Origin of the sequence: Microbacterium sp. (assembly GCF_017305435.1) — a bacterium.
Taxonomy (GTDB): domain Bacteria; phylum Actinomycetota; class Actinomycetes; order Actinomycetales; family Microbacteriaceae; genus Microbacterium.
Genome location: NZ_JAFKIP010000003.1, coordinates 166699 through 190501, shown reverse-complemented (window position 1 = coordinate 190501; position 23803 = coordinate 166699). Strand labels below are relative to the sequence as shown.

At 70.4% G+C, this 23803-nt stretch carries 24 protein-coding genes; 9 read left to right on the top strand and 15 right to left on the bottom strand.

Going from position 1 to position 23803, the window contains the following annotated elements:
• The first annotated feature begins 13 nt into the window (after positions 1 to 13).
• The 3 genes from J0I43_RS04300 (at position 14) to J0I43_RS04290 (ending at position 4735) form a co-directional block, all read left to right on the top strand.
• Positions 14 to 1453 (top strand): hypothetical protein, encoded by a 1440-nt coding sequence (locus tag J0I43_RS04300; RefSeq protein WP_292859578.1) that lies wholly within the window; start codon positions 14 to 16, stop codon positions 1451 to 1453.
• A gap of 106 nt (positions 1454 to 1559) precedes the next feature.
• Complete coding sequence (locus tag J0I43_RS04295) at positions 1560 to 2177, top strand: hypothetical protein (RefSeq protein WP_292859575.1); 618 nt, start codon at positions 1560 to 1562, stop codon at positions 2175 to 2177.
• Positions 2178 to 2182: 5 nt separating this feature from the next.
• A complete protein-coding gene (locus J0I43_RS04290; RefSeq protein ID WP_292859572.1) occupies positions 2183 to 4735 on the top strand; it encodes a pyruvate, phosphate dikinase in 2553 nt (850 codons plus the stop codon).
• A gap of 31 nt (positions 4736 to 4766) precedes the next feature.
• On the opposite strand, the gene J0I43_RS04285 is transcribed toward J0I43_RS04290, so the two are convergent.
• The 8 genes from J0I43_RS04285 to J0I43_RS04250 all read right to left on the bottom strand — a co-directional run bounded on the left by J0I43_RS04285 (position 4767) and on the right by J0I43_RS04250 (position 12823).
• On the bottom strand, positions 4767 to 6902 hold the full coding sequence (locus tag J0I43_RS04285) for a helix-turn-helix domain-containing protein (RefSeq protein ID WP_292859569.1): 2136 nt from the start codon (positions 6900 to 6902) through the stop codon (positions 4767 to 4769).
• Positions 6903 to 6924: 22 nt separating this feature from the next.
• Positions 6925 to 7959, bottom strand: coding sequence for an alcohol dehydrogenase catalytic domain-containing protein (locus tag J0I43_RS04280; RefSeq protein WP_292859567.1), 1035 nt, complete (start codon positions 7957 to 7959; stop codon positions 6925 to 6927).
• A 1-nt stretch (position 7960) separates the two neighbouring features.
• Positions 7961 to 9262, bottom strand: coding sequence for a malate dehydrogenase (locus tag J0I43_RS04275; protein ID WP_292859564.1), 1302 nt, complete (start codon positions 9260 to 9262; stop codon positions 7961 to 7963).
• Entirely contained in the window at positions 9259 to 9885 is a 627-nt protein-coding gene (locus J0I43_RS04270; RefSeq protein ID WP_205282173.1) for a BMC domain-containing protein, read from the bottom strand. The genes J0I43_RS04275 and J0I43_RS04270 overlap by 4 nt, the downstream gene beginning before the upstream one ends.
• The gene (eutJ, locus tag J0I43_RS04265; RefSeq protein WP_292859555.1) at positions 9882 to 10742 is read right to left on the bottom strand and encodes an ethanolamine utilization protein EutJ; all 861 of its coding nucleotides are present in this window, start codon (positions 10740 to 10742) and stop codon (positions 9882 to 9884) included. Before eutJ ends, J0I43_RS04270 begins: the two co-directional genes overlap by 4 nt.
• Positions 10739 to 12115 carry an aldehyde dehydrogenase family protein gene (locus J0I43_RS04260; protein ID WP_292859552.1) on the bottom strand — a complete coding sequence of 459 codons (1377 nt, stop codon included), beginning with the start codon at positions 12113 to 12115 and terminating at the stop codon, positions 10739 to 10741. Before J0I43_RS04260 ends, eutJ begins: the two co-directional genes overlap by 4 nt.
• A gap of 71 nt (positions 12116 to 12186) precedes the next feature.
• On the bottom strand, positions 12187 to 12498 hold the full coding sequence (locus tag J0I43_RS04255; protein ID WP_292859549.1) for a BMC domain-containing protein: 312 nt from the start codon (positions 12496 to 12498) through the stop codon (positions 12187 to 12189).
• A gap of 40 nt (positions 12499 to 12538) precedes the next feature.
• Positions 12539 to 12823: a EutN/CcmL family microcompartment protein gene (locus J0I43_RS04250; RefSeq protein ID WP_292859546.1), complete on the bottom strand. Its 285-nt coding sequence runs from the start codon at positions 12821 to 12823 to the stop codon at positions 12539 to 12541.
• Positions 12824 to 13072: 249 nt separating this feature from the next.
• Here J0I43_RS04250 and J0I43_RS04245 point away from each other — a divergent pair, with 249 nt between their 5' ends.
• The 3 genes from J0I43_RS04245 to J0I43_RS04235 are packed head-to-tail and all read left to right on the top strand — an operon-like array spanning position 13073 to position 15827.
• Entirely contained in the window at positions 13073 to 14116 is a 1044-nt protein-coding gene (locus J0I43_RS04245) for a hypothetical protein (protein WP_292859543.1), read from the top strand.
• A 17-nt stretch (positions 14117 to 14133) separates the two neighbouring features.
• Complete coding sequence (locus J0I43_RS04240; protein ID WP_292859540.1) at positions 14134 to 15123, top strand: HAD family hydrolase; 990 nt, start codon at positions 14134 to 14136, stop codon at positions 15121 to 15123.
• Complete coding sequence (locus tag J0I43_RS04235; protein ID WP_292859537.1) at positions 15120 to 15827, top strand: tyrosine-protein phosphatase; 708 nt, start codon at positions 15120 to 15122, stop codon at positions 15825 to 15827. The genes J0I43_RS04240 and J0I43_RS04235 overlap by 4 nt, the downstream gene beginning before the upstream one ends.
• Before the next feature lie 19 nt (positions 15828 to 15846).
• On the opposite strand, the gene J0I43_RS04230 is transcribed toward J0I43_RS04235, so the two are convergent.
• The 5 genes from J0I43_RS04230 to J0I43_RS04210 are packed head-to-tail and all read right to left on the bottom strand — an operon-like array spanning position 15847 to position 21416.
• Positions 15847 to 16668 carry a CoA ester lyase gene (locus J0I43_RS04230; RefSeq protein ID WP_292859534.1) on the bottom strand — a complete coding sequence of 274 codons (822 nt, stop codon included), beginning with the start codon at positions 16666 to 16668 and terminating at the stop codon, positions 15847 to 15849.
• Positions 16665 to 17168, bottom strand: coding sequence for a MaoC family dehydratase (locus J0I43_RS04225; protein WP_292859532.1), 504 nt, complete (start codon positions 17166 to 17168; stop codon positions 16665 to 16667). Before J0I43_RS04225 ends, J0I43_RS04230 begins: the two co-directional genes overlap by 4 nt.
• The gene (locus J0I43_RS04220) at positions 17165 to 19198 is read right to left on the bottom strand and encodes a biotin carboxylase N-terminal domain-containing protein (protein WP_292859529.1); all 2034 of its coding nucleotides are present in this window, start codon (positions 19196 to 19198) and stop codon (positions 17165 to 17167) included. Before J0I43_RS04220 ends, J0I43_RS04225 begins: the two co-directional genes overlap by 4 nt.
• Before the next feature lie 5 nt (positions 19199 to 19203).
• Positions 19204 to 20784, bottom strand: coding sequence for a carboxyl transferase domain-containing protein (locus J0I43_RS04215; protein WP_292859526.1), 1581 nt, complete (start codon positions 20782 to 20784; stop codon positions 19204 to 19206).
• Complete coding sequence (locus J0I43_RS04210) at positions 20784 to 21416, bottom strand: biotin transporter BioY (protein WP_292859523.1); 633 nt, start codon at positions 21414 to 21416, stop codon at positions 20784 to 20786. Before J0I43_RS04210 ends, J0I43_RS04215 begins: the two co-directional genes overlap by 1 nt.
• A gap of 145 nt (positions 21417 to 21561) precedes the next feature.
• Between J0I43_RS04210 and J0I43_RS04205 the strand changes: the two genes are divergently transcribed.
• A complete protein-coding gene (locus J0I43_RS04205; protein ID WP_292859520.1) occupies positions 21562 to 22053 on the top strand; it encodes a MarR family transcriptional regulator in 492 nt (163 codons plus the stop codon).
• 45 nt (positions 22054 to 22098) lie between these two features.
• Here the strand turns inward: J0I43_RS04205 and J0I43_RS04200 are convergent, their stop codons facing one another.
• On the bottom strand, positions 22099 to 22509 hold the full coding sequence (locus J0I43_RS04200; protein WP_292859517.1) for a MarR family transcriptional regulator: 411 nt from the start codon (positions 22507 to 22509) through the stop codon (positions 22099 to 22101).
• A gap of 194 nt (positions 22510 to 22703) precedes the next feature.
• On the opposite strand from J0I43_RS04200, the gene J0I43_RS04195 reads away from it, so the two are divergent.
• Both J0I43_RS04195 and J0I43_RS04190 read left to right on the top strand, forming a co-directional pair.
• Positions 22704 to 23030, top strand: coding sequence for an RNA polymerase subunit sigma (locus tag J0I43_RS04195; RefSeq protein WP_292859514.1), 327 nt, complete (start codon positions 22704 to 22706; stop codon positions 23028 to 23030).
• Positions 23027 to 23365, top strand: coding sequence for a peptide ABC transporter permease (locus J0I43_RS04190; protein WP_292859511.1), 339 nt, complete (start codon positions 23027 to 23029; stop codon positions 23363 to 23365). The genes J0I43_RS04195 and J0I43_RS04190 overlap by 4 nt, the downstream gene beginning before the upstream one ends.
• A 14-nt stretch (positions 23366 to 23379) precedes the next feature.
• On the opposite strand, the gene J0I43_RS04185 is transcribed toward J0I43_RS04190, so the two are convergent.
• Complete coding sequence (locus J0I43_RS04185; protein ID WP_292859507.1) at positions 23380 to 23739, bottom strand: protein-L-isoaspartate carboxylmethyltransferase; 360 nt, start codon at positions 23737 to 23739, stop codon at positions 23380 to 23382.
• Between the last annotated feature and the right edge of the window lie 64 nt (positions 23740 to 23803).

The window sequence follows — 23803 nt, the reverse complement described above, 5'->3', positions numbered from 1 at the left end:
TGAGGAACAGGACATGACGATGCAGTTCGAGGCCGGACAGAAGGCCACATACAAAGACCGCTACCGCGAGGAGGACGACGGGCTCCGCTTCCAGGACCTCGAGTTCGTCGGCAACTTCGTCGGGCAGGAGCCACTCAAGGACGGCATCCTCGGCGACAAGGTGCAGAAGCAGCGCGCGAAGTCGAAGGTGCTCGAGAAGGTCAGCCGCGAAGAGGTCCTCAAGGACCAGTTCACGATCGACGAGCTCAACGACCTCAACAACTACCTGGCCTGGAACATCTGGGATGTTCTGGTCATGCGTGCCACAGAGGGCGTCTCGGGTATGATCCCGCGGCAAGAGTACGAGATCCTCGCCTTCATGCACGAGTTCTACCGCTGGCCCGAATTCCTGCGGAAGACGACCGACGAGGTCGGCGCCGAAGGCGTGCTCGAGATCGGCGCCTCTGCCCGCCGGGAGATCGGCACGAAGATCAACGCGGTGCACGACTGGTCGATTGGCGCGGTCGGCTTCGGCATGGGCCGATGCGGCCTGCTCGCGCTGGAGGCGATCAAGGCCGACGACTATGTCGCCGAGAGCAACGACATCCTCAAGTTCATGCAGCGCGTGCTGTGGGGCAAGAAGCAGGACGGCTACCTGCTGAACTCGCAGGACCGCTACCGCTGCACCATCCACGACGACGACTTCCTGCAGCCGATCATCTCCCAGGTGGAGCAGCTCGAGCCGGGGAGTCCCGCGCACGACTCGTTCACGCGCTTCAACGCCGCCGCCGAGCTGCTCTCGTTCCTCGACCATTTCGACTGCCGCCTCGGACTCGGCGACACCGGACCGTACGAGCTCCCCGACGGGAACATCCTCATCCTTCGGGACCTGTTCGTGAACGAGGCCGAGTACCACTGGAGCGATGTCTGCGAGGATGAGGGGCTGCCCCACGCGTACACCCTGGCTATCGTGCTGGACGCGAACGCCATGGGCCTGCAGGAGATTCGCGTCAACGACATCGGCACGACCTTCACGCGTCCGAAGAACTACATCCCCTACATCGTCGGGGGCGCGGTCTTCGCGCGGGAGAAGTGGGACACCCCGATGGGCGAGGTGCGCAACATCCCCATCGCCGATCTCGGCACGGACCTCGAGAAGATCCAGCGCGCGACGCTGAAGCTGTACCGCAAGGTGTCGACGATGTCCAAGCGCGAGCTCATCTGGGCCGGCCACGACGTCTACTACTACGGCATGATCCTCCCGCACCTCCGGAAGGCCGGTACGTGGGACCGCGCCGTGAACGAGTGGCAGATCAAGGAAGTCGACCAGCGCGTCGCGAACTACTACTACGACATCCAGAAGCGCGGATTCGCGCAGGAGACGGTGCCGCTGAAGATCTTCTCCGGAGCGGGATACCTCCCCTTCGGTGAGAACGCGGACATCCGGGCGTCGAAGTACGCGCAGCTGTTCTGACGCCTCGCCGGCCCGACCGACACAGACCCGGTGCGGCCGCGGACGGAAGAACCCGCGGCCGCACCGTCATCCCTCTTTCGCACTCCCGATCCCGGAGGCCACGATCGTGACCGACACCCTGACCGACACCGACTACACCGTCCTCAACGCCGTCGCGCTGAAGAAGATGGCCACCGCCGCGCAGATCGCCGCGGCGACGGATGTGGCCGAAGCCGAAGCGCGTGCCGCGCTGGATCGCCTCGCCGATCAGGGATCGCTCGTCATGGTCGGCGACGCGGCACTGCCGAGCGACGACGCCACCGAGCAATTGGCCCAGGCGGCCGCCCAGCGATACGCGCAGTTGCGCGAGGACCCCGAGGTCCACGAGATGGCCGAGCGGTTCGAGGTCGTCAACTCGCAGTTCCTCCAGACGATCAGCGCGTGGCAGCTCGTTGAGGTCGGCGGCAAGAAGGTCGCCAACGATCACGCCGACGCGGACTACGACGGCAAGATCCTCGACCGGCTCGACAAGCAGGTCGCGCGCCTCTCCCGCCTGATCGAGGTGCTGGAGGCTCGCGATCCCCGCTTCCACGCGTACGTGCGCCGGTTCGCGGATGCCGGTGACGCCGTCAATCGCGGCGATGTCGACCTGGTCTCTTCGCCCGTGCGCGATTCGATCCACAACGTGTGGTTCGAATTCCACGAAGACCTCCTGCGCACCCTCGGGCGCGCCCGGAAGGAGTGAGCGTGGTGGCTACGGCGACCGGAACGGTCGCGTTCGACACCGACCTCACCTACTTCGTCGCCGACGCGGGGACCGACGACCGCGCACTCCTGGGCGGCAAGGGCTCGGGCCTCGTCTCGATGACGCGCCGGGGTCTCCGGGTGCCGCCGGCATTCGTCCTCGCAACCTCATGCTGCGCGGCCTACCTCCGCGAGCGGTCGCTCCCGGAGGGCCTCGTCCGCGACATCCATCGCCGCCTCGCTCAGGTCGAGGCGGCGACGGGACGCGCCTTCGGCGGTGCCGACGACCCGCTTCTGCTCTCGGTGCGCTCGGGGGCGCCCATCTCCATGCCGGGGATGATGGACACGGTCCTGAACCTCGGCCTCGACCGGAACGCCGCGATCGCTGTCGCGCGCCGCTCGGGCAGCGCGCGGTTCATGGCCGACATCCTCGCGCGATTCCATGCGATGTACGCCGAGATCGTGCTCGATGCGATGGAGCCGCCTGCATCTCCCGTGGATGCCGTCCTTGACGAGCTCGGCGAGGATGCCGAAGCCGGCGCCGTCTACGACGCCGTCTGGCGCCGCCTGCAGGATGAGCTGGAGGCGGCGGGCGAGGACACCGTTCCCGATGACCCGCACGAGCAACTCCTCGGCGCGATCGCCGCAGTGTTCCGGTCGTGGAACACACGGCGTGCGATCACGTATCGCGAGCTCCACGGCATCGACCACGCGATGGGGACGGCCGTCGTCGTCCAGACGATGGTCTTCGGCAACCGCGACGAGAATTCCGGATCGGGTGTGGTGTTCTCTCGGAACCCGGTTACGGGCGAGCCCGGCCTCTACGGCGAATACCTCGCGGCGAGTCAGGGTGAAGACGTCGTCGCCGGCATCCGCACCCCTGAACCGGTCGCCTCCCTCGCCGCGCATCAGCCGGAGCTGTTCGACGAGCTCCGCAGCACCGTCGCCGCGCTCGAAGACGCGCATAGAGATGTCCTCGACATCGAGTTCACCGTGGAGTCGGGAGTCCTGTACTTCCTTCAGGTGCGTTCGGCAAAGCGCACGGCGCCCGCGGCTGTCCGCATCGCCGCGGACTTCCTGCGCGACAACGGGGATACGGCGGCATCGATCCTCGAGACCGTCACCCTCGACCACATCCGCGGCGTCGTGCGCCCCGCCTTCGACGAGAAGGCCGTCGGTGCGGCTCGCGCGTCGGGTGACCTGCTGGCCGAGGGCATCGGCGCATCCCCCGGGAACGTCAGCGGCATCGTCGCCCTGGATCCTGACCGTGCGGGCGAGCTTGCGCGTTCCGGCGAGTCGGTCATCCTGGTCCGCGAGGTGACGAGCCCGACAGATCTGCACGGCATGATCGCCGCCGCTGGCGTCGTGACCGCGACCGGGGGCGCGACATCGCACGCGGCGGTCGTCGCGCGCGCCCTCGGCAAGACGTGCGTCGTCGGTTGCGCCCCGCTGTCGATCGACGGAGACGTGCTGCGCGTCGGGGACCGTTCCCTCCGCGAAGGAGACTGGGTCTCTGTCGACGGCGGCACCGGCGAGGTCTACGCCGGGCGGATCCCCGTCGTCGATGCGCTCACGGGCAACGCCGACCTCGACGCCGTGATGGCGTACTGCCGCGCGATCGCAGGCGTCGACCTCCTCGCGCGCGCCGCAACCGCGGAGGAGATCGCCCGCGCCCGCCACCTCGGCGCCGTCGGCGTGGTCGTCGCGGCGGCGGATGCGCTCGCGACGAGCCCCGAGCTCACCGACATCCTGCGCGAGATCGGCGCGCCCGAACCGGGTGAGGCGGGGCTTGCGCGGCTGTCGGCGGTGATCGAGACGGCGTTCGCGCCGCTGTTCGCCGCCGCCGGCGACCTGGAGTTCGGCGTGCGCGCCATCGACTTCCTCGTCGACGAGACGAGCGAGCTGCTGCAGTCCGTGGCGCTCACCGATGTGCGCCCGGAGCTGGCGCTGCCGGTCGGGGTTCCCGCGCTGCTCACCTCGCAGCTGCGCGGTCTCGCCGCGGCTCGCGGACACATAGAGGGCGAGGGAGGACCACGCGTCCACCTGTCGGTGCGGAACGTGTCGGATGCCGGTGAAGCCGACGCGATCGTCGCACTCGCCGAGCCGTTCGCGCCCGCCGTCGTGCCCGGTGCGTACATCGCGAGCCCGCGTGGCGCCCTCGCCGCGGCATCCCTCTCAGAGCGTCTGGACCCGATCTGGGTGGAGTTACGTCTCCTGCAGGCCGCGATGCTCGGGCTGCCGCCGCGCGTCCTGCTGACCGCGCAGCCCCTCGAACGCTACGTGGCGTCGGGGCTGCTCAGCTCCGATCCGCGGCACGAGATCGACCCCAGCGTCGAACCGCTGCTGCAGTCGGTGGCGGACGCGGCCGCGGAAGGCCCCGGTCATCGCATCGGCTGGCGTGTCAGCGGGCCTGTCTCGGAATCGATGCTCGCGCGCCTGCGGAAATCGGGCGTCACGCGGATCGCGGTCGACGTCGACGAGGCGGGCCCGGCGTTGCTGGCGCTGGCGAAGGCGGCCGTCGCAGACGGGCGCGCGGCCGGCACGGGACTCGACCGCTGATGGGCGTCTGAGCACCGGCGAGCGGGGCTGCTCAGAGGCTCGCGGCGCCGGGTTGCTCGCTCAGCTGCAGCATACGCAGCGCGAGGTCGGCGCGCATGCGGTCGTCGTGCCTGGTGAGATCGAGGGCGCTCAGTTCGCTGATCTGCGCCAGTCGATAACTGAGCGTCTTCGGGTGGATGAAGAGAGCGTCCGCGGCCCGGCGCTGGGAGCAGTCGTTGTCGAAGAAGGCCCGCAGGGTCTGTACGAGCGAGCCGTCGTGCTTGCGATCGTACTCGCGCAGCGGTCCGGTGACATCGTCGACGAACGTCTGCAGGTCGGGATTGTCCCCGCCGCTGCCGAGGAGCAGGCGCACGATGCCCAGCTCGTCGTAGAGCGAGAACTGGCCCGGTCGCATGCGTCGCGCGCCGTCGAGCGCGGTCACCGCCTCGCGGTAGGCCGTCGGCAGCATCATGAGGTCCGTGTATGCCGAGCTCGCCCCCCACGTCATCCGCAATCCCGGAAGCGCGGTAGCCGCCGCCTCGCGGAGCGCGCCGACCGTTTCTCGCGCATCCGCGGCCGTCTCGGTGCCGACGATCGCGACGATCCAATCGCCGCGCATGCTGAGCAGTCGCATCCGACGCGCGGTGTCGCCGGCGCGGACGGCCCGCAGGACAGCGCGTCGCGCGTCCTCATGCGCGGCGTTGTGCCAGCCCTTCTCGCGGGCGAGCTCCCCGAGGTTGTCGAATCCGCCCTGCACGACGCGGTGCGCGCCGTGCAGGGCGATGCCGAGCTCCGAGGCGCGGCTCAGCGCCGCGGAGCGGTGCTCGGGCGGACCTTCGACGAGATCCCAGACGATCTGCTCGTAGGCCGCGTTGCGGGCCTGGCTCGCCGCGCGCTGCTCGAGACGCGCGAGTGCGCACGCCATGGCGACCTGGGCCGCCGCCGCGGCCATCGCTTCGTCCGATTCCGTCCCGCCGACGAGCACGACCCAGCCGATCTCCTGGTCGCCCGAGACGACGGGGTGCGTCCACGCGGTGCGGTCTCCGCCGACCGAATGCCGGGACGCGGCTCGGCCCGTGCGCGAGCCCTGCACCGCAGGCACGACACGGGTGATGTCGTCGTCGCCGAGGTCGCCGGCGCTCGCTTCGAGAGTGCCGTTGCGACGTACGTAGGCGGCGCCGCACGAGAATTCGTCCGCGACGGTACGCATGATCTGGTCGAAGGCGCCGGTGCGATCGAGCACGACACGCACGAGCGCGTTCTGCAGGCGTGACGTGCGGTCGAGCAGCGCCACTTGGTGCTCCATCGCCTCGTGTGCGGCGCTCAGTCGCGCAAGCGTCACCTTCTGCAGGTCGTACAGGCGGGCATTCTCGATCGCGATCGTCGCGAGCGAGCCGAGCGCGATCATCCGCCGCACGTCCGTCTCGGTGAAGACGCTGTCGCGTCGACGCCACACCTCGAGCACGCCGATGACGTCGTCGTGGGCGAGGAGCGGGACGGCGAGGGCGGAGCGCGTGTCTTCCTGACCGGCGAGCGGAATGAAGTCGGCGCTGATCGTTCGGTCGTCGGCATAGCTGTCGACGACGCCGTGTCGACGCTGCTCGAAGACGAGTCCGGCGAGCCCTTGACCGCGTTGCATGCGTAGGTGCGCCGTCTCGACCATCCGGTGACCGACGCACGCGGTCATCTTGATGACATCGCCGTCTCGCAGCAGGACGCCGCAGATATCCGAGTCGAGGAGCACCAGGGTGCGGTTCACGATCGACAGCAGCACCTGCTCGAGGTCGCGCACCTCGAGGATCTCGTGCGCGACGTCGGACTGCGACTCGGCCTCAGCGGTGGTCGCATCGAGGTCGACACGATATCGATCGCGCTCGGCGATGAGCCGAATCCACGACTCGATCGCTCGGACCGTCTCGGACGTGTCCTCCCGGGCCGCTTCGGGGCCCGGGACCCGCACCACCCGCACGCCTTCAGCGAGTTCGGAAAGTGCGGCTCCGCGCCCGACGAGATCGGTCCAGCGTCGCCCGTCGCACAGCGCGATCGACCACCCGCCGCCGTAGGCGTCCGTGAGAGCGGATGCCGCGATGAGGGCCGCTTCGTGCACGTTCGCCGGCTGCGTCGTCACCGTGCGCAGCACGACGCGAGCGCGGTCGACGCCGGGCGCGTTCGTCGCGGTGTCGGTCATCCTCGACCTCCTCTCGCCCAGGCTACAACTCGATGACGGCCTTGAGTTCGGTCATCGCCGCGGCCCGTGCGTACAGGTCGCGCGCTCCCGCCAGCGGCGCGGAGCCGCTGATGACGGCGCTCGGGGTCAGCAGCCCCGCGGTGACGAGCGGCGTGAACCTGTCCCGATCGCGGATGGCGTCGCCGACCGCGAACGACAGCGTCACCTCGCGCACGAAGGCCTCGCGCACGGGTGCGTCCCACCGGTCGGTGTGGGGGACGCCCACCGAGCAGATCCGGCCGCGGGAGCGGACGAGGCTCAGCGCGGCATCCAGCCCGTGCGCGCCGCCCACGCCGTCGATGACGACATCGGCCCCGCGACCCGAGGTGATCTCGTGAACCACCCCGACCGCCTCGCCGGGGGAGACCGCGGTCGCCCCGAGCGCGGCGGCAACGTCGCGCCGCCCGGCGTCGGGTTCGCTGATGATGACGGGACCGGCTCCGGTCGCCTGCGCCACGAGGCTCGCCACCTGCCCGACGGGGCCGCCGCCCGTGATGACGACGGTCTCCCCGTGGCGGAGTCCCGCGCGCTCGAGCGCGGCCCAGCCGGTGGGAACGAGGTCGCCGAGGAAGACGGCGTCGCGGTCACTCACGCCATCGGGAATCTCCGCGAGGACGGTGTCGGCGAACGGTACGCGTACGTATTCGGCCTGCCCCCCGGGCAGCGTCTGCCCGAAGGCCTCGCCCGTGCCGAAGAAGCGGCGCTCCGGACAGTGCCAGTGGGCGCCCTCACGGCACCACCAGCACAGGCCACACGCAGTGTAGTCGCAGGCGACGACGCGCATGCCGGGGCGGATGCCGCGGACCGCAGATCCGACCGACTGGACCTCGCCGACGAACTCGTGGCCGAGGATGGTTCCGCGCGGCAGCCGCCCGGGCTCGCGGAGAAGCCCCAGGTCGGTGCCGCAGATCGCGGCAGTGGTGACGCGGACGATCGCGTCGGTGTCGCGCCCGAGTGTGGGCTTGGCGGCCTCGACGACGTCGACGGTCCCGTCGCCGAGAGCGATGACGGCGCGCATGTCACCCGCCCATCACGGCGGCGGGGAGTTCGCTCACGCGTACCCGGATCTTCGCGGCCGCTTCGCGTAGCGCCACGGTCTCCGCGGCTTCCAGCGGAAGAGTCACGATCTCGGCGAGGCCAGCGCGAGCCAGTCGCACGGGGAGGCCCACGTACACCCCGTCGATGCCGTACTCGCCGTGGGGGCGCACGGTCGCCGAGAGCAACGCGCCGTCGCCCCGGATCATGCTCTCCACCATGCGGGCCGCGGCGAGACCCGGGGTGATGAAGGCGCTGCCCTTGCCGAGGAGGCCGACGACCTCCGCGCCCGAGTTGCGGGCGCGGTCGACCGTCGCGGCGAAGCGGTCGCCCAGCCGAGCCGACGCCGTGTCGGAGCCGATGCGGGCCTGGCTGGAGGGAAAGACCATCTCGTCGCCGTGGCTGCCGAGCGCGATCCCGCTGACCGCGTCGGCGCGTCCGTCCGAGGCGAGAGCTGCGAGAGCCTGGAACCGGGCCGAGTCGAGGAGCCCGGCCATGCCGATCACGTGCGTCTCAGGGAGGCCGGAACGGCGCCAGGCCAGTTCGGTCATCTCGTCGAGCGGGTTCGTCACGACGACGATGACGCCGTCGGGTGAGATGCGGCCCACCGCCTCGGCGAGGGTTCCGACGATCTCGGCGTTGGTCGCCGTGAGGTCGGTGCGGCTCATGCCGGGCTGCCGGGGGCGACCCGCCGTGATGATCGTGTAGTCGGAGCGGCCGGCGGCCGCGATCGATGACTCTCCGCGGATGCGCGACGCGAAGCCGAGCAGCCCTGCCGCATGGGTGAGGTCGAGCGCGACGCCGCGGGCGAGACCCTCGACGACGTCGACCAGCACGACCTCGTTGACGAGGTCGGTTTCGGCCAGGCGCATAGCGGCGTGCGTTCCGACGTTGCCCGCGCCGACGACCGTGACGCGGGCGACCCTTCCGCCACCGGCTGCCGGGGGTGTCCGCGATCCAGCGCTCGGTGCTGCCGGGGTGGAGCGGCCGCGAAGTCCCGGGTATGGTGCGCCGCGCCGGAAAAGCGCGGGCACGGGCGGGGAGGGGAGTGCGCCGCGCGCGGAGAGGTCGACGCGTGGCAGGGAACCCCGCGGTGCGCTCGGCGCGGCGGGTACGGCGGAGGGGGCGCCGGGTACGCGCGGCGACGAGGGCGCGGCTTCGACGATCTCGACACCGAGCTCCGCCGCGCGATCGCGCGCGAGCGGCGTGACGCGGTCGCCGGCGTTGACGACGAGCCGACCGAATGGGGCGGCTGCATCGACCGCGTCGGCGCCGAGGATGCTCATCGCCGGCCCTCCTCGACTCCCGTGATGTCGGCCAGGGCGGCGACCGCCGCCTCCATGGCCGTGCGGACGTCCGATTCGGTGCCGGAGAGGAACATCCGGCCGAAGCGACCCACGGCGCGGATCTCGATGACCTTGATGTTCGCGGCCTTCTCGGCTTCGTTCGCGGCCAACGCCACGTAAGCCGCGGGGGCGCACTCGAGGATGAACAGGCTGTCGCCGGGCATGAGGAGCGATCCCTTGCGCCACTTGTTGAGCAGCTGCGCCTGGTAGGGGTGCACGTTCGTGATGAACTGCGTCGACGAGACCTGCGGCTTGATGCGATCGCTCTCGGTGAGGCCCAGCGTGTCGAGGATCGCCTGGCCCGAGGCGAGCACCTCGGCCTGCTGCTCGGAATGGATCTCCAGCAGGCCGTACTCGCGCTCGACGATCTGCAGGGCGGGCCGCACGCCCGCGGCCTTCAGAGCGATGTCCGCGGCGCGGAAGACCTCGTTGCCGGGGGCCATCTCGATGAACAGCTCGGCCATTCCCGCGATCGGCACATCGCCGGGGCTCGTGGCGGCGACATGCGCCGCGCACTGCGGCTGCATCCGGTCGATGAATGCATACGTGCGAAGCGAACTCATAGCAGGGTCCTCGCGATTCCGACGGGGGTGATGAACAGGGAGTGGGGGTAGGTGTGCACCTCGCGGCCGAGCTCTCCCGCGATGATCTCGCGGGCGCCGTCGACCATGACGGCGCCGCCCGCGAGATGCACGGGAAGGTCTCCGGCATCCGGGCTCATGGCGGCGATGGATGCCGCGATGCGCTGGATCCCGGGCTTGAGGATGCCCCGGTAGGACGCCGAATCGGTGCGCTTGCGGCGCTCCGCCTCGGCGACGTCGACGCCGAGGCCGCCCGCGAGGATCAAGTCGAGGTGCGTCCCGCCGCCCGGGCGGTCGTCGACGCGAACGAGCTCGCCACCCCGGAAGATGCCGACACCCGTCGATCCGCCGCCGACGTCCACCAGCACGCCGTCGGTGAGGCCGAGTGCGGCCTGCGCCGCGGAGACCTCGTCGAGAAGGACCACCTCGTCGATCCCAGCGGACTCGAGCACGAAGCGGCAGGCCGCCGCCTCCGACGTGGGGACGCCCGGCGGATAGGCGACGCCCGCGCGGGTGATCTCTATGCCGAGCGCCGCTTCGGCATCCGCCTTGAGCGATGCGGTGGCGTCGCGCGCGCCGAAGAAGTCGACGACGACGCCGTCGCGCACCGCTGCGGTCGGCCGGGCGTCGACCCACGCGGGGCCGCCGTCAGCGTCGACGACGACGATGACGCACGTCGCCGTACCGAGGTCGATGCCGACGGCGGCGGGCTGCGCCCCCGCGATCGCGTGCCGGAATGCGGCCGCCGCGCGGTTCAGGAGCGCGTCGGCGCGGGCGCTCGCGTCACCCTCGTCGCTCTGCGTGGAGGCGGGTCGGTCGGCCACGACGGCGCCGATCACGCGAACACCGAACGCCAGGGGCGCACTTCGTGGGCGACGCGCTTGACATTGACGAGGTGCAGAGGGGTGACGTTATCGGAGCAGATGGAGCCCGACCACGTGCCCGTGCCGAGCTGGAACGAGGGGTCCATCTCGCATGAGTACCCCATGCCGCCGAACAGTGCCGGGCTGTTGACGATGATGCGCCCCGCGGGCAGAGCCGCGAAGTTCGCGAGGACGTCGGGATCGGTCGCGTGCACCGCGACGGAGTGCCCTTCGCCGCCGAGAGCGAGGATCTCGCGCGTGCGCCGCCAGCCCGCCTGCGCGTCGGGTTCGCTGTACACCGAGAGGACGGGGCCGAGGATCTCGCGGCTGAGGAACTCGTCCTTGTGTACGCGGTCGAGCCGGGCGGCCAGCACCTTCGTGCCCGCGGGAGCACTGAACCCGGACAGCTCGGCGAGACGGTTCGCCGACTGGCCGACGGCATCCGGGCGCAGACCGCCGCGTTCGTCGAAGATCGTGCGCGTCAGCTGCTTCTGCGCGTGGGCGTCGAGCCAGAACGCGCCTTCGGCCTCCATCGCGCGGAACAGCTCGTCGGCGATCGCGTCGTGCGCGACGACCGACTGCTCCGCGACGCACGCCGTGCCGTTGTCGAACGACTTCGACGCGATGATCATCGTCGCCGACTCGTGCACATCGGGCGTTGATGCGTCGACGTATGCCGGCACATTGCCCGCGCCGACGGCGATCGTCGGCTTGCCGCTCGAGTAGGCCGCGGCGACCATGCCTGGGCCGCCCGTGGCGAGCACGAGCCGCACGGCCCGATGCCGCATGAGTGCAGCCGTCGCCTCGAGGGTGGGCGTCGTGAGGCATCCGATGATGCCTTCCGGTGCCCCAGCCTTGATCGCCGCCTCCGCCATGATCTCCGCGGCCAGGTTCGAGCACTTCGTGGCGCGCGGATGCGGCGCGTGGACGATCGCGTTGCCGGCCTTGACGGCCGCGAGCGACTTGAACAGCACGGTCGCCGTCGGGTTCGTCACGGGGATGATCCCCGCGATGAGGCCCATCGGCGAGCCGATCGCGGTGACCTTGCGCTCCTCATCGACCCACAGGACGCCGACGGCCCGCCGCTCGAGCATCCAGTCGGCGACGAATCCGGTGTTGAAGCGGTTCTTCACCACCTTGTCTTCGTAGACGCCGTAGCCCGTCTCGTCCGCCGCGAGCCGTGCGAGCTGCTCGGAGGCGGCGTAGCCCGCCTTCGACATCGCTCGCACGAGCTCGTCGAGGAAGCCCTGATCGGCATCCTCGAGCGCCTTCGCGGCCTGCGCCCCGGCATCCGCTTTGCGGCGCACCTCCGCGAGGGCCTGAAGATCGGCATCCAGCGTGATCGTCATCTCATCTCTCCGTCTTTCGTAGGCACGCGTGTGCCCGGTTCATCCCTACGTGAGTGCGCGCCGGGCGGCGCTCACTTGCCGCGGACGATGATCGAGAGGATGTCCTCGGTCTCGTCGTGCGGACGGGGGATGACGTGGACGGAGACGACCTCGCCCGCCTTGCCGGCGGCGACGGCCCCGGCGTCGGTGGCGGCCTTGACGGCGCCGACGTCCCCGCGGACGAGGACCGTGACGAGGCCTCCGCCGATCTCGCGCGTGCCGACGACGTGGACGTTCGCAGCCTTGACCATGGCATCCGCCGCCTCGATCGCGCCGACGAGTCCCTTGGTCTCGATGAGACCCAGCGCGCCGATGCGCTGCGGGGTCGTTTCGGTTGCAGCCATTTGTCTGTTCCGTTCTCTTGCGTTTCTTCTGGTGGATCGTCTACTTGCTGTAGACGACATCTCCGGCGTCGATCACCGAGTCGGCGATGGCGACGACCGCGCAGTCGACGACCGTGCCCGAGGTGGCCTGCGCTTCGCGCGCGGCGCTGCCGCTGACGCACAGGACGACCTCGCCTCGCCCTGCGCCGACGAGGTCGGCGGCGACGAACGGCTCCCGGTTCGGGTCGCCGGGGAGCATCGGCTCGATGATGAGGAGCGTCAGCCCCGCGAGCGAGGGGTCCTTGGCGGTCGATACGACCTGACCGGTGACCTTTCCGAGCCTCATGTGCTCGCTCCTTCGCGTGCGTGTCGGACTCATCCGACGCCTTCGTCGTGGTGGACGGTCCCGTCATCGGGACGCCTTCACGCTAGGTCCGCGCCGGCTCATCGTCGGTTATCCCGTTCGGATAGCACATCCCGAGGTCGTTATCCCCCTGTCGCGTTTGCTCGCAGCGTCGTGGCGCGGGATGCTGGCACCGGGCGTCACCGCAGATGCCCCCGCGCATGCACCGCGCACTCGACGAGGAGGACCCGCGTGATCACCGATGCCGACGCCGATTTCCATGAGCCGACCAGCGACGGCCAGACGTGGGCGGAAACCAACTTCTTCGGCTGCTACGTGCCGGGAGCGACGCCCGACGCGGCGCCCATCAACATCGGGGTGTACGCCCTGTTCCGCCCGAACGCGGGTGTCGTGATTTCGACGGTCCACATCAACTCGCGTTTCGTCGACCAGCCGTGGCAGGGCGACTTCTGGGACGCGCAGCACCACCTCGCGATCCCCGAGCCGCGGAACCTCCGCGACTACACGCTCGCCAACGGGCTCAGCGTGAAGACGATCGAGCCGAACCGCGTCTGGGACGTCGCGTACTCGAACGGCCGCAACGTCGATCTGCACTTCCGCTACACGGCCCTCATGCCCGCCTACGACATCTCCGACCCCGCGCAGGACCCCATCACCGCGGCGCAGCAGGCCGACACCTCCTTCGCGTGGGGCGCCGCCTACAAGGGGCACTTCGACCAGACCGGCCGCTTCGAGGGCGAGCTGACCTTGCGCGGCCAGAAGCACGCGATCGACTGCGTCTCGACGATGGACCACTCCTGGGGTCTGCGCGACGAGCACCAGGGCCACAACATGACGTGGCTGCACGCGCACTTCTCGAAGGACTTCGCGATCCACGGCATCTTCGACCTCGACCATTCCGCCGGCCCCGACACCCCCACCGAGGGCGCCGTCACGCACGGCTACGTCCTCGACCACGGCGAGGTCTACGGCATCCGAGCGGGCCGCAATCGCGTCATCCGCCAGGGCTTCTACGCCAAGGCGCTCGAGATCGAGGTCGAGGACGTGCGCGGCAAGACCCACCACCTCACGGGCTTCGGACGCACGAGCTTCCCGTGGCAGGCCGGACCGGGCACCGTCGGCTACAACGTGCTCGCCGAGTGGCGGCGGCGCGACGACGCGGATGCCCGCGGGTGGGGCGAGATCCAGGAGTTCGTCGGCCCGCAGTTCCTCACTGACCTGTACTCCGCCCGGGCGGCTGCGGCGGCGTCGGCCGCCGTCGACGGCGCACACTGAACCGGATCGACACGAGCATGCCCGCGCAGCCCGCCACCAGGATCGTCTTCGATCTCGACGGCACCCTCGTCCAGACGCGGGTCGCGTCGTGGGAGGTCTTTCAGGGTGTCCAGGAGGAGTTCGGACTGGGCATCGACACCGCCGAGGACTTTTTCTCGCACTTCGAGGGCAACTTCTTCGCGTCGATCCGCGCTTTCTGCGAGGACGAGAGACTGGCGGATGCCGTCATCGACCGCTTCTTCGAGAAGCTCGAGTCCGACTACCGCCCGACGCTCGTCCCGGGGATCGCCGACGTGGTCCACGCGCTCGCGCCGCGCGCCACCCTCGCGGTGCTGTCGTCGAACGCGACGAGTGTCATCCGGCGGGTGCTCGACGAGAACGGCCTGCAGTTCTGCTTCGCGCACGTGTTCGGCGGCGATGTCGAGCCCGACAAGAGCGCGGGGCTGAGGCGGTTCCTCGCCGACGCCGCGCAGGGCGTCGGTCGTCGGTGCTCGCCGTCCTTCGACGAGGGGTCTGCGGACGCCGAGGCGGCAGCCTCCGACACGGTGCTCGTGACCGATACGGTCGGCGATGCCGAGGCGGCGCTCGCCGCGGGAGTGCGGGTGGTGGGGGTCAGTTGGGGAATGCACTCGGCCGACCGGCTGCGGGCGGCGGGTGCGGAGTTCGTCGCGGTGTGGCCGCAGGAGCTCATCGCGTATCTCGCGCCCGCGGGCACGGCCATCGCGTGCGAGGTCATCGTGCCCGCCGCCCCGGACTCTGCCGCGGTGGCGCCAACCGGGGGGGTGGGTGCAGCCGTTTCCCCGCAGATCGCGACGCCGGCGGACATCCGTCGCGCGCGGCGCCTCGGGGCGGCGGGCCTCGCCGCTCTGCGCCCGGGCGCTGCCGCAGCGCCGAACTGCGGATGCGCCCCGATGGCGCTCCCGCACGCCGTCCCTCCCGCCGAGCGCGGGTCCGGCGCGACCATCGAGCTCGCGGCAGCGATGCGCGCGATCACGAGTGCGCCGTGAGCACGATCGCACGGCATCTCGATCTCGAGGGGGCGTTCAACGCGCGCGCATTCTTCGCAGCGAGTTCCGCACAGCCCTGGCTCGTGCGGTCGTCTGCGCTGCACGAGCTGACGCCCGCCGGGGCCGAGGTGCTGCGCGCGTTCGGGGTCGTGCGTGTCATCGACCTTCGCGAACCGGGCGAAGGCGCTGCCGGCGCCCACGAGATCGAGGTCGCCGCCCTGCCCGTCTACCGCTTCCCCGGAAACACCGTCCCCATCGACGGCAACCTCGAGCAGCTCATGCAGCAGGTCATCGAGACGCGGGGCGAAGTGCTCGCCGAGATCGTGGATGCCGTGGCATCCGCCGAGGGGCCCGTCGCCGTGCACTGCACGATCGGGAAGGACCGCACGGGCCTGATCGTCGCTCTCGTGCTGTCGGCGGCCGGAGCGACGGAGGCCGACATCATCGCCGACTACGCGCTGTCGGGCGATCAGGTCTACCCACACCGGCGCGAGTACGTCGAACAGATGCTCGCGTCTCGGGACCTCGGCGAACGTGAGATCGCGGAGGCATGGCGGTTGAACGTCGAGAGCCCGGCCGAGGTGATGGAGTACATCCTCGCGTTGCTGAGGGCGGAGGGCGGTGCGGCGGAATACCTGCGTGCGCACGGTCTGAGCGCGCACGCGCTCGCCGCGCTCCGAGCTCGTTCCCGCGCGTTCGGCTGAGACCCGCGCCCCGGCGTCGTCAGCGGCGACCCCGCACGAGTTCGCATGCCTGTCGCAGGATCGGTTCGTCGATCATGCGCCCCTCGAAGCGGAAGACCCCCGGCTGCCGGGTCGCCTCGTCGAGCACGCGCGCGGCCCAGGCGCGTTCTTCCTCCGTGGGCGCGTAGGCGGCGCGGATGACCTCGACCTGCGTCGGGTGGATGCAGGCGGTCGCCTGGAAGCCGGAGGCGGCGGCATCCTCGGCCTCGGCGCGAAGCCCGTCCGTATCGGCGATGTCGATGTGTACGGCGTCGATCGCGACCTTCCCGAACGCGCGGGCATGCAGCAGCACCGTCGCGCGCGCGTGTCGGGCGACGTCGCGGTAGCTCCCGTCGGGGAAGCGGCTCGTGCGACCCGTCATGCTCGCGATGAGATCCTCCGCACCCCACATCATGCCGATGACGGCGGGGTGCGCGGCGATCTCTGCGGAACGCGTGACGCCCAGGGCGGTCTCGCACAGGGCGATCACACGGAAGGCGTCATCGCTCGAGGCGAGCGCGTCGACCTGCACCGCGCTCTCGGCCTTGGCGAGCATGAGGGTCGTGAACGCCGTCTGCCGCACGGCCTGCAGGTCTCGCGCGAACTCCTCGGTCGTGGCGGGATTGACGCGCACGATCGTTGTGGCCGGGTCGAGGGATGCCGCGGATGCCGCCGCGACGAGAGCCTCGCGCGCCCGGGCCTTGTCGGCGGGGGCGACGGCGTCCTCGAGATCGATGATGACCGTGTCGGCCGCGGCCGCCGCTTTCGCGTAGCGCTCGGGCCGGTCCCCGGGGCAGAACAGCAGTGCGGGTCCGGCGATCACGGGGCATCCTCCGTCGCCCCGGGAACGCACAGCATGAGGGTTTTGCGCGTGGCCTCGGCGACGACCTCGCCGCGCTGGTTGCGCATCGTATGCGCGAACTCGACGATGCCCTGACCGGGCCGCGACGACGACGGACGCTTGCCGGCGATGAGGGTCTCGGCGTAGAGCGTGTCGCCCACCCGCACGGGCGCGGGGAACCGCACCTGATCGAACCCGAGGTTCGCGACGATCGTGCCCTGCGTGAGCTGCGCGACCGAGAGCCCGACCATCGTCGACAGCGTGAACATCGAATTGACGAGGCGCTCGCCGAACTCCGTCTCCGCCGACCAGGCGGCATCCAGGTGCAGCGACTGCGTGTTCATCGTGAGCGTCGTGAAAAGCACGTTGTCGGCCTCGGTGACGGTGCGTCCGGGGGCGTGCACGTAGACCGCGCCCTCGATGAATTCCTCGAAGTAGAGCCCGCGCTGGGTGATCCGCGCGGGAGCCATGCCGCCACTCATGCTTCCTCCGTCTCGATTGTCGCCACGACGCCTCCGCGTGCGACCTGGTCGCCGACGGCGACCCCCAGCCTCACGGTACCGGCGACGGTCGCGCGCAGCACGTGCTCCATCTTCATCGCCTCGACCGCGACGACCGCGTCACCCACCTCGACGTGGGCGCCGTCGCTCACCGACACCATGACGACGGTGCCGGGGAGGGGCGAGACGAGGGTCGGGGAGGCATCGGATGCCGCGTCCGCCCCGTAGGCTGCGCGATGCTCGCGCACGAGGGTGGCGTCACCCTCGCCCGTCAGCCAGACGCCTCCCGGGACGGGCGCGGTCGGGAAGGAGCGCCCGAGGCCGCCGATGCTCACCGTCGCCCGGCCGCCGTCGAGAGTGACCGCGGCGGCCTGCGGGTCGCCGTCGCCGACCGCAACGCGCAGGCCGGTATCGGCTGGCGATGCCCACACGCGGACCTCTTCGCGCCGCGCCGGTGTCTCCAGCTCGAACACGCTCGGTGCCGCAGGGCCGAGCCGCCAACCGTCGACGCGCGTCCACGGTCCGGTCGGCTCGCTCGGTGCGCTCGACCCGGAGGGCCCGGTGGCGGTCGACGACGCCTGCTGCGTGTGCAGGATGAGGGCCGCTTCGGCGAAGGTCCGCTCGGATGTCTCGGGGAAGGCGAGGTCGTCGAAGACGCGTGCGATGAGGCCGGTGTCGAGGTCGCCGGCGGCGACCTCGGGGCGCTCGAGCAGGAGCTTCAGGAAGGTGAGGTTCGTCTTGAAGCCGAAGATCGCGGTGCTCTCGATGGCGCCGATGAGCCGGGCACGTGCCTCCTCGCGGTTCGGCGCCCACGCGATGATCTTCGCGAGCATCGGGTCGTAGTCGGTCGAGACGTCCAGGCCGCCTTCGAGCGCCGTGTCGACGCGGATGCCGGGGCCCGACGGGTGCACGACCCGCTCGACGTGCCCTCCCGTGGGCAGGAACCCGGCGCGCGGGTCTTCGGCGTAGACGCGCACTTCGATGGCGTGGCCGTTCAGCCTCACATCGTCCTGGCCGAACGGCAGGGGTTCGCCGGCCGCGATCCGCACCTGCAACTCCACGAGGTCGAGGCCCGTGATGAGCTCCGTCACGGGGTGCTCGACCTGCAGACGCGTGTTCATCTCCATGAAGAAGAACTCGTCCGGGCTGTCGCCGGGCACGATGAACTCCACCGTGCCGGCGCCCACGTACCCGACGCTGCGGGCCGTCTCGCACGCGGCCTGGCCGATGCGCGCACGCGTTGCCTCGTCGAGGAGCGGCGACGGTGCCTCCTCGACGACCTTCTGGTGACGACGCTGCAGCGAGCACTCGCGCTCGCCGAGGTGCACGACGTTGCCGTGTGCGTCGGCGAGGATCTGCACCTCGATGTGCCGCGGTGTCGTGACGTACCGCTCGAGGAACAGGGTGTCGTCGCCGAAGGACGCCGCCGCCTCGCGCCGGGCCGCGGCGACCGCCGCCGCGAGCTGCGCTTCGTCTTCAACGACGTGCATGCCCTTGCCGCCGCCACCCGCGGAGGGCTTGATGAGGACGGGGAAGCCGACGCCTGCGGCGCCGGCGATCAGCTCGTCGTCGGTCAGGCCGGGGCGGGCGAGGCCCGGCACCGTGGGCACGTCGCGCACCTCGACCGTCTGCTTGGCCGAGATCTTGTCGCCCATGATCTCGATCGCCTCGGCGCTCGGGCCGATGAACACGATGCCGGCCTCGGCACACGCGCGCGCGAACGCGGCGTTCTCGGCGAGGAAGCCGAAGCCGGGGTGGATCGCCTGCGCGCCGGTCTGGTGTGCGGCATCCAGCACCCGCTCGATCGAGAGATAGCTCTGCGCGGCCGCGGCGGGTCCGAGCCGCACGGCTTCGTCGGCGAGGCGCACGTGCACGGCGCCCGCGTCGGCGTCGCTGTAGACCGCGACGGAGCGGATGCCGAGGCTGCGGAGCGTGCGGATGATGCGCACCGCGATCTCGCCGCGGTTGGCGATGAGAACCTTCGTGATGCGGGTGGAGGCGGTGGTGGTCATTGCGATCACATCCGGAAGACGCCGTAGCCGGCATCGGCCATCGGGGCGCGGGAGACGACGTCGAGGGCGAGGCCGAGGATGTCGCGGGTCTGCGCCGGTTCGATCACGCCGTCGTCCCACAGGCGCGAGGTCGAATAGTAGGGGCTGCCCTGGCGTTCGTACTGCTCCCGGATCGGCTGCTCGAACGCGGCCCGCTCTTCGTCCGTCCAGGGTGTGCCGGCGGCATCCAGCTGTTCCGCCCGCACCGTGGAGAGGACGGATGCCGCCTGCGGCCCACCCATCACCGACACCCGCGCGCCCGGCCAGAGCCAGAGGAAACGCGGCGAGTACGCCCGCCCGCACATCGAGTACGTGCCGGCGCCGAACGAGCCGCCCACGACGACCGTCAGCTTCGGCACGCGGGCGCACGCGACGGCGTTGACCATCTTGGCGCCGTGCTTGGCGATGCCGCCGTGCTCGTACTCGCGCCCGACCATGAAGCCCGTGATGTTCTGCAGGAACAGCAGCGGAATGCCGCGCTGATCGCACAGCTCGATGAAGTGCGCCCCCTTCATCGCGGACTCCGCGAACAGGACGCCGTTGTTGGCGACGATGCCGACGGGGTGCCCGTGGATGTGCGCGAAACCCGTGACGAGGGTGTCGCCGTATTCGCGTTTGAACTCCGTGAATCGGCTGCCGTCGACGAGTCGGATGATGATCTCGCGGGCGTCGTAGGGAGTCGTCAGCTCGACCGGGACGACGTCGGTGAGCGTCTCGGGGTCATGCAGCGGCGGGTCGGCGGGGAGCTCGAGGTCGTACGGCAGCGGCGCCGATCGGGGGAGCGTGGCGACGATCTCCCGGACGATCTCGAGCGCGTGGTGATCGTTCTCGGCGAGATGATCCGTGACGCCTGAGACTCGCGAGTGGGTCACGCCGCCGCCGAGCTCCTCGGCGCTCACGATCTCGCCGGTCGCCGCCTTCACGAGCGGCGGCCCGCCGAGGAAGATCGTGCCCTGGTTCCGGACGATGACGGTCTCGTCGCTCATCGCGGGCACATAGGCGCCGCCGGCTGTCGACGAACCCATGACGGCGGCGATCTGAGCGATGCCGTCGCGGGACATCCGCGCCTGGTTGTAGAAGATGCGGCCGAAGTGGTCGCGATCGGGGAAGACCTCGTCCTGCATCGGCAGGAACGCGCCGCCCGAGTCGACGAGGGAGATGCAGGGCAGCCGGTTCTCGGCGGCGACCTCCTGCGCGCGCAGGTGCTTCTTCACCGTGAGCGGGTGGTAGGTGCCGCCCTTGACCGTGGCGTCGTTGGCGACGATCATGACGTGGCGGCCGGCGACCAGGCCGATCCCAGCGACGACGCCGGCGGCGGGCCAGTCGTCGCCGAGGTCGCACGCGGCGAGCGGCGCGAGCTCGAGGAAGGGCGAGCCCCGATCGAGCAGAGTGTCGATGCGGTCGCGGGCCAGCAGCTTGCCGCGAGCGACGTGCCGGGCGCGGGAGGCCTCGGGGCCGCCGCGGGCAATCCGATCGGTCCGTTCACGCAGATCGTCGATGAGGTTTCTGTACGCCGTGGTCACGGTCGTCTGTGCGGTGACGGCCATCAGAGCCCTCGCCCGTTCGCGCGGAGGCGGCGGTGGAGTCGCCATGCGGCCGGGAGTGCGAGCGCCGCGAGGGCAGCCTTGATCGCTCCGCCGAGGAGGAAGGGCCACACGCCCCACGCGAGCGCCTCGGCGAGGGTCGGGGGGTTCCCGCTCGCCGCGAGGATCACGCCCAGGTACGGGACGCCGATGACGAAGGGAACCACGGTCGCGGCGGTCGCGGCGGCTGCTGCCTTCGGCACGCTGCGATCCCATCCGCGGTCGGCGAGGAGCCCGGCCAGCCAGGCCGCGGGGATGAATCCGATCACATATCCAAACGACGGCGACAGCACGCTCAGCGGTCCCGCCGTCGGCCCGGCGAAGACGGGGATGCCGAGGAGCCCGACCAGGCCGTACGCCGTGAGAGTCGCTGCTCCCCGACGGGCGCCGAAGGCGGCGCCGACCAAGAGGACGCCGAGCGTCTGCCCCGTGATGGGCACCGGCACCATCGGCACGCTGACCTTGGCGAGCAGGGCGATGAGGGTGATTCCCGCCGTGACGGCGATGATCTCCCGTGCCCATCGTCGCGGCCGGTCGGAGATGAGCGTCGACGCGAGGGAACGCGTCGGCGCCGCAGGGACGGATGCGGTGGCCATGTGGGGCTCCTTCGCCCGATTATCGATCAGTAACTGGAATTCAGATTACTGATCGGTAATCGGATTGTCCAGGTCCGCGCTGAGTGGCAGGGCGCGCCGCGGTGCACGACGTGCACGCACGGCGCCCGCGCGCGAGAATGTCCGAATGAGCACGACTGAGGATCGCCCGGGGTCCTACTGGTACGCCGACGACGATGCGCGTTCGACCTCCGTCATGGAGGCGATGCGCTCCTACCGGGCTGCCGAGGTCGCGATGCGCCGGCGCACGCAGCAGTCGATGGACATGGGGGAGAACGAGCTCCTCGTGCTGCGCTTCCTGACCCGTGCCCAGCAGCAGGGCGACCGTGTGACGCCGGTCACGCTCAGTCGGTACCTGGGCATCACCTCGGCATCCACGACGGCGCTCCTCGATCGCCTCGAGCGCAGCGGTCACATCGCGCGGACGCCGAACCCGGATGACCGTCGGAGCGTGCTCATCTCGTCGAGCGAGAAGTCGGATGCCGAGGTTCGTCACACCCTCGGCGCGATGCACGAACGCATGATGGCGGTCGTGCGCGGGATGAGCGTCGAGGACCGCGCGACCGTCATCGGGTTCCTCGACGACATGCGCGAGGCCGTCGACACGATCGACGCGTGATCGGGGCGACCGGGAGCGTTCGCACGGAACCGAGCTCGACCCGGCTCAGGCGAAGCTGCGTTCCCGGCGACGGGCTGGGGCGATGTCGTCCGCGGCCTCTGTCACGGCGTCGAGGAAGCCGATGACGACAGCGCGCTCCGCCACGCTCAGCGCGTCGATCGCGCGGCCGACGCGGTCGGCGAAGGCGTCCACGACGTCGGCGACTTCGTCGACGGCACGGTCGGTGGGCGCGATCAGGATGCTGCGGCGGTCCGTCGGGTGGGTCCGCCGCTCGACACTGCCCTGACGCTCGAGGCGATCGATCAGCGCGGTCGTCGAGGCCGAGCTGATGCCGAGGTGACGCGAGATCTCGCTCGGCTTCACGTCGAACCCGTCCCGGCGGCGGGTGAGGAGGAGCTGCAGGATCCTCAGTTCGTTCTCGCCCAGGGAGGTCGTCGCGCGAATGCGCTGATGCATCTCCGCCTCCGCGGCGCGAACGCGCGCCAAGGCGGTCCGCACGTCCTCCGTGCTCTCGGATGCCCCCATGACCTCACCCCCACGTCTCGGTTCCGCCAATATATCTCAGAATCGAGGTAGCTCCTCATGTATCTCGCTTGACTAACTACTTATCTTCGGAATAACCTTCTTCGCAACCGACGAGAGGAGTCAGCATGGGCCGTCTGTACTACGGAAACAGCACCGAGGCGATCGCCGTGGACGATCGTGAGCTCGCCCACCTCAAGATGGTGGCGACCGCCAAGCTGCGCCGCTCCGAGGGTTTCGCCGTCTCCTTCTCGTCCGCCCGACACGGCCGGTCCACGGTCTGGGTCCACTGCGCGATCCCGCTCCGCTTCGACTTCGACGATGCCGAGCCGATCCGGCTCGACCCCGCCCACGTCAACGAGCTCGCGCAGGCGGCGGCATCCACGATGGGCATCGTGATCGACCTGGATGCCGCAGCGCGCGCCGAACGTCCCGAGCTGGCGGTCGTGGCATGACGAGCGTCCTGCCGCCGCGCACGATCGGCGGCGCACGGGTGACGTGGGTCCGCGTCGAGTCGGGCTTCCATGTCGCATCGCGCGCGGGAGAATATGTCGGGTACACCGAACGCACGGGCGACGGCCACTTCGTCGGTTTCGACGGACGGTCCACGCCGGTGGGTCGCTACACGACCTTGGCTGATGCCCAGCGCGCGGTCGAGACGGCACCGTCGGGATCGCCGACAGCGTTGTCTCCCCGCGCCGAAGCGGGCTTCCACCTCGCCGCCGCAGTCACCGGGGTCATCGCGATCGGCACCTTCGCCACCGCTGTGCTGACGTTGCCGGTGGTCTGACGCCAGGCTCCGCGTCAGAGCGACGCGGAGGCGGCGCCCGCGACCATCGCCTGTTCCGTACGCTCCTGCAGGTATGCGCAGATGCCGGCCAGCTCGGCGAGGTCCGCCGACAGTCGGGCGACGCTCGCGGCATCCAGATCGAAGGCGTCCGAGCGGGGCTCGAAGGTGACGACCCAGTGCGGCCCGCGGTCGTCGACGACCGCCTGGATGTACGTGACGGTCGATGCGTTGCGCAGCGAGACGACGACCATGCCCGATTCGGGGCCCGGCGTGAAGTCCTTCTCCAGGACGGTGACGACGATCGACTCGCTCGGGTGCGATGACAGGTAGTCATCCACCCAGCTCTGCACGGTGGCCTTGTTCCGGTACGGCATCCACCCTCGATTCGTCCCGCGTCGTGAGCCTGGTCGGCAGCGTGCCGGATGGCACTGTGCCCAT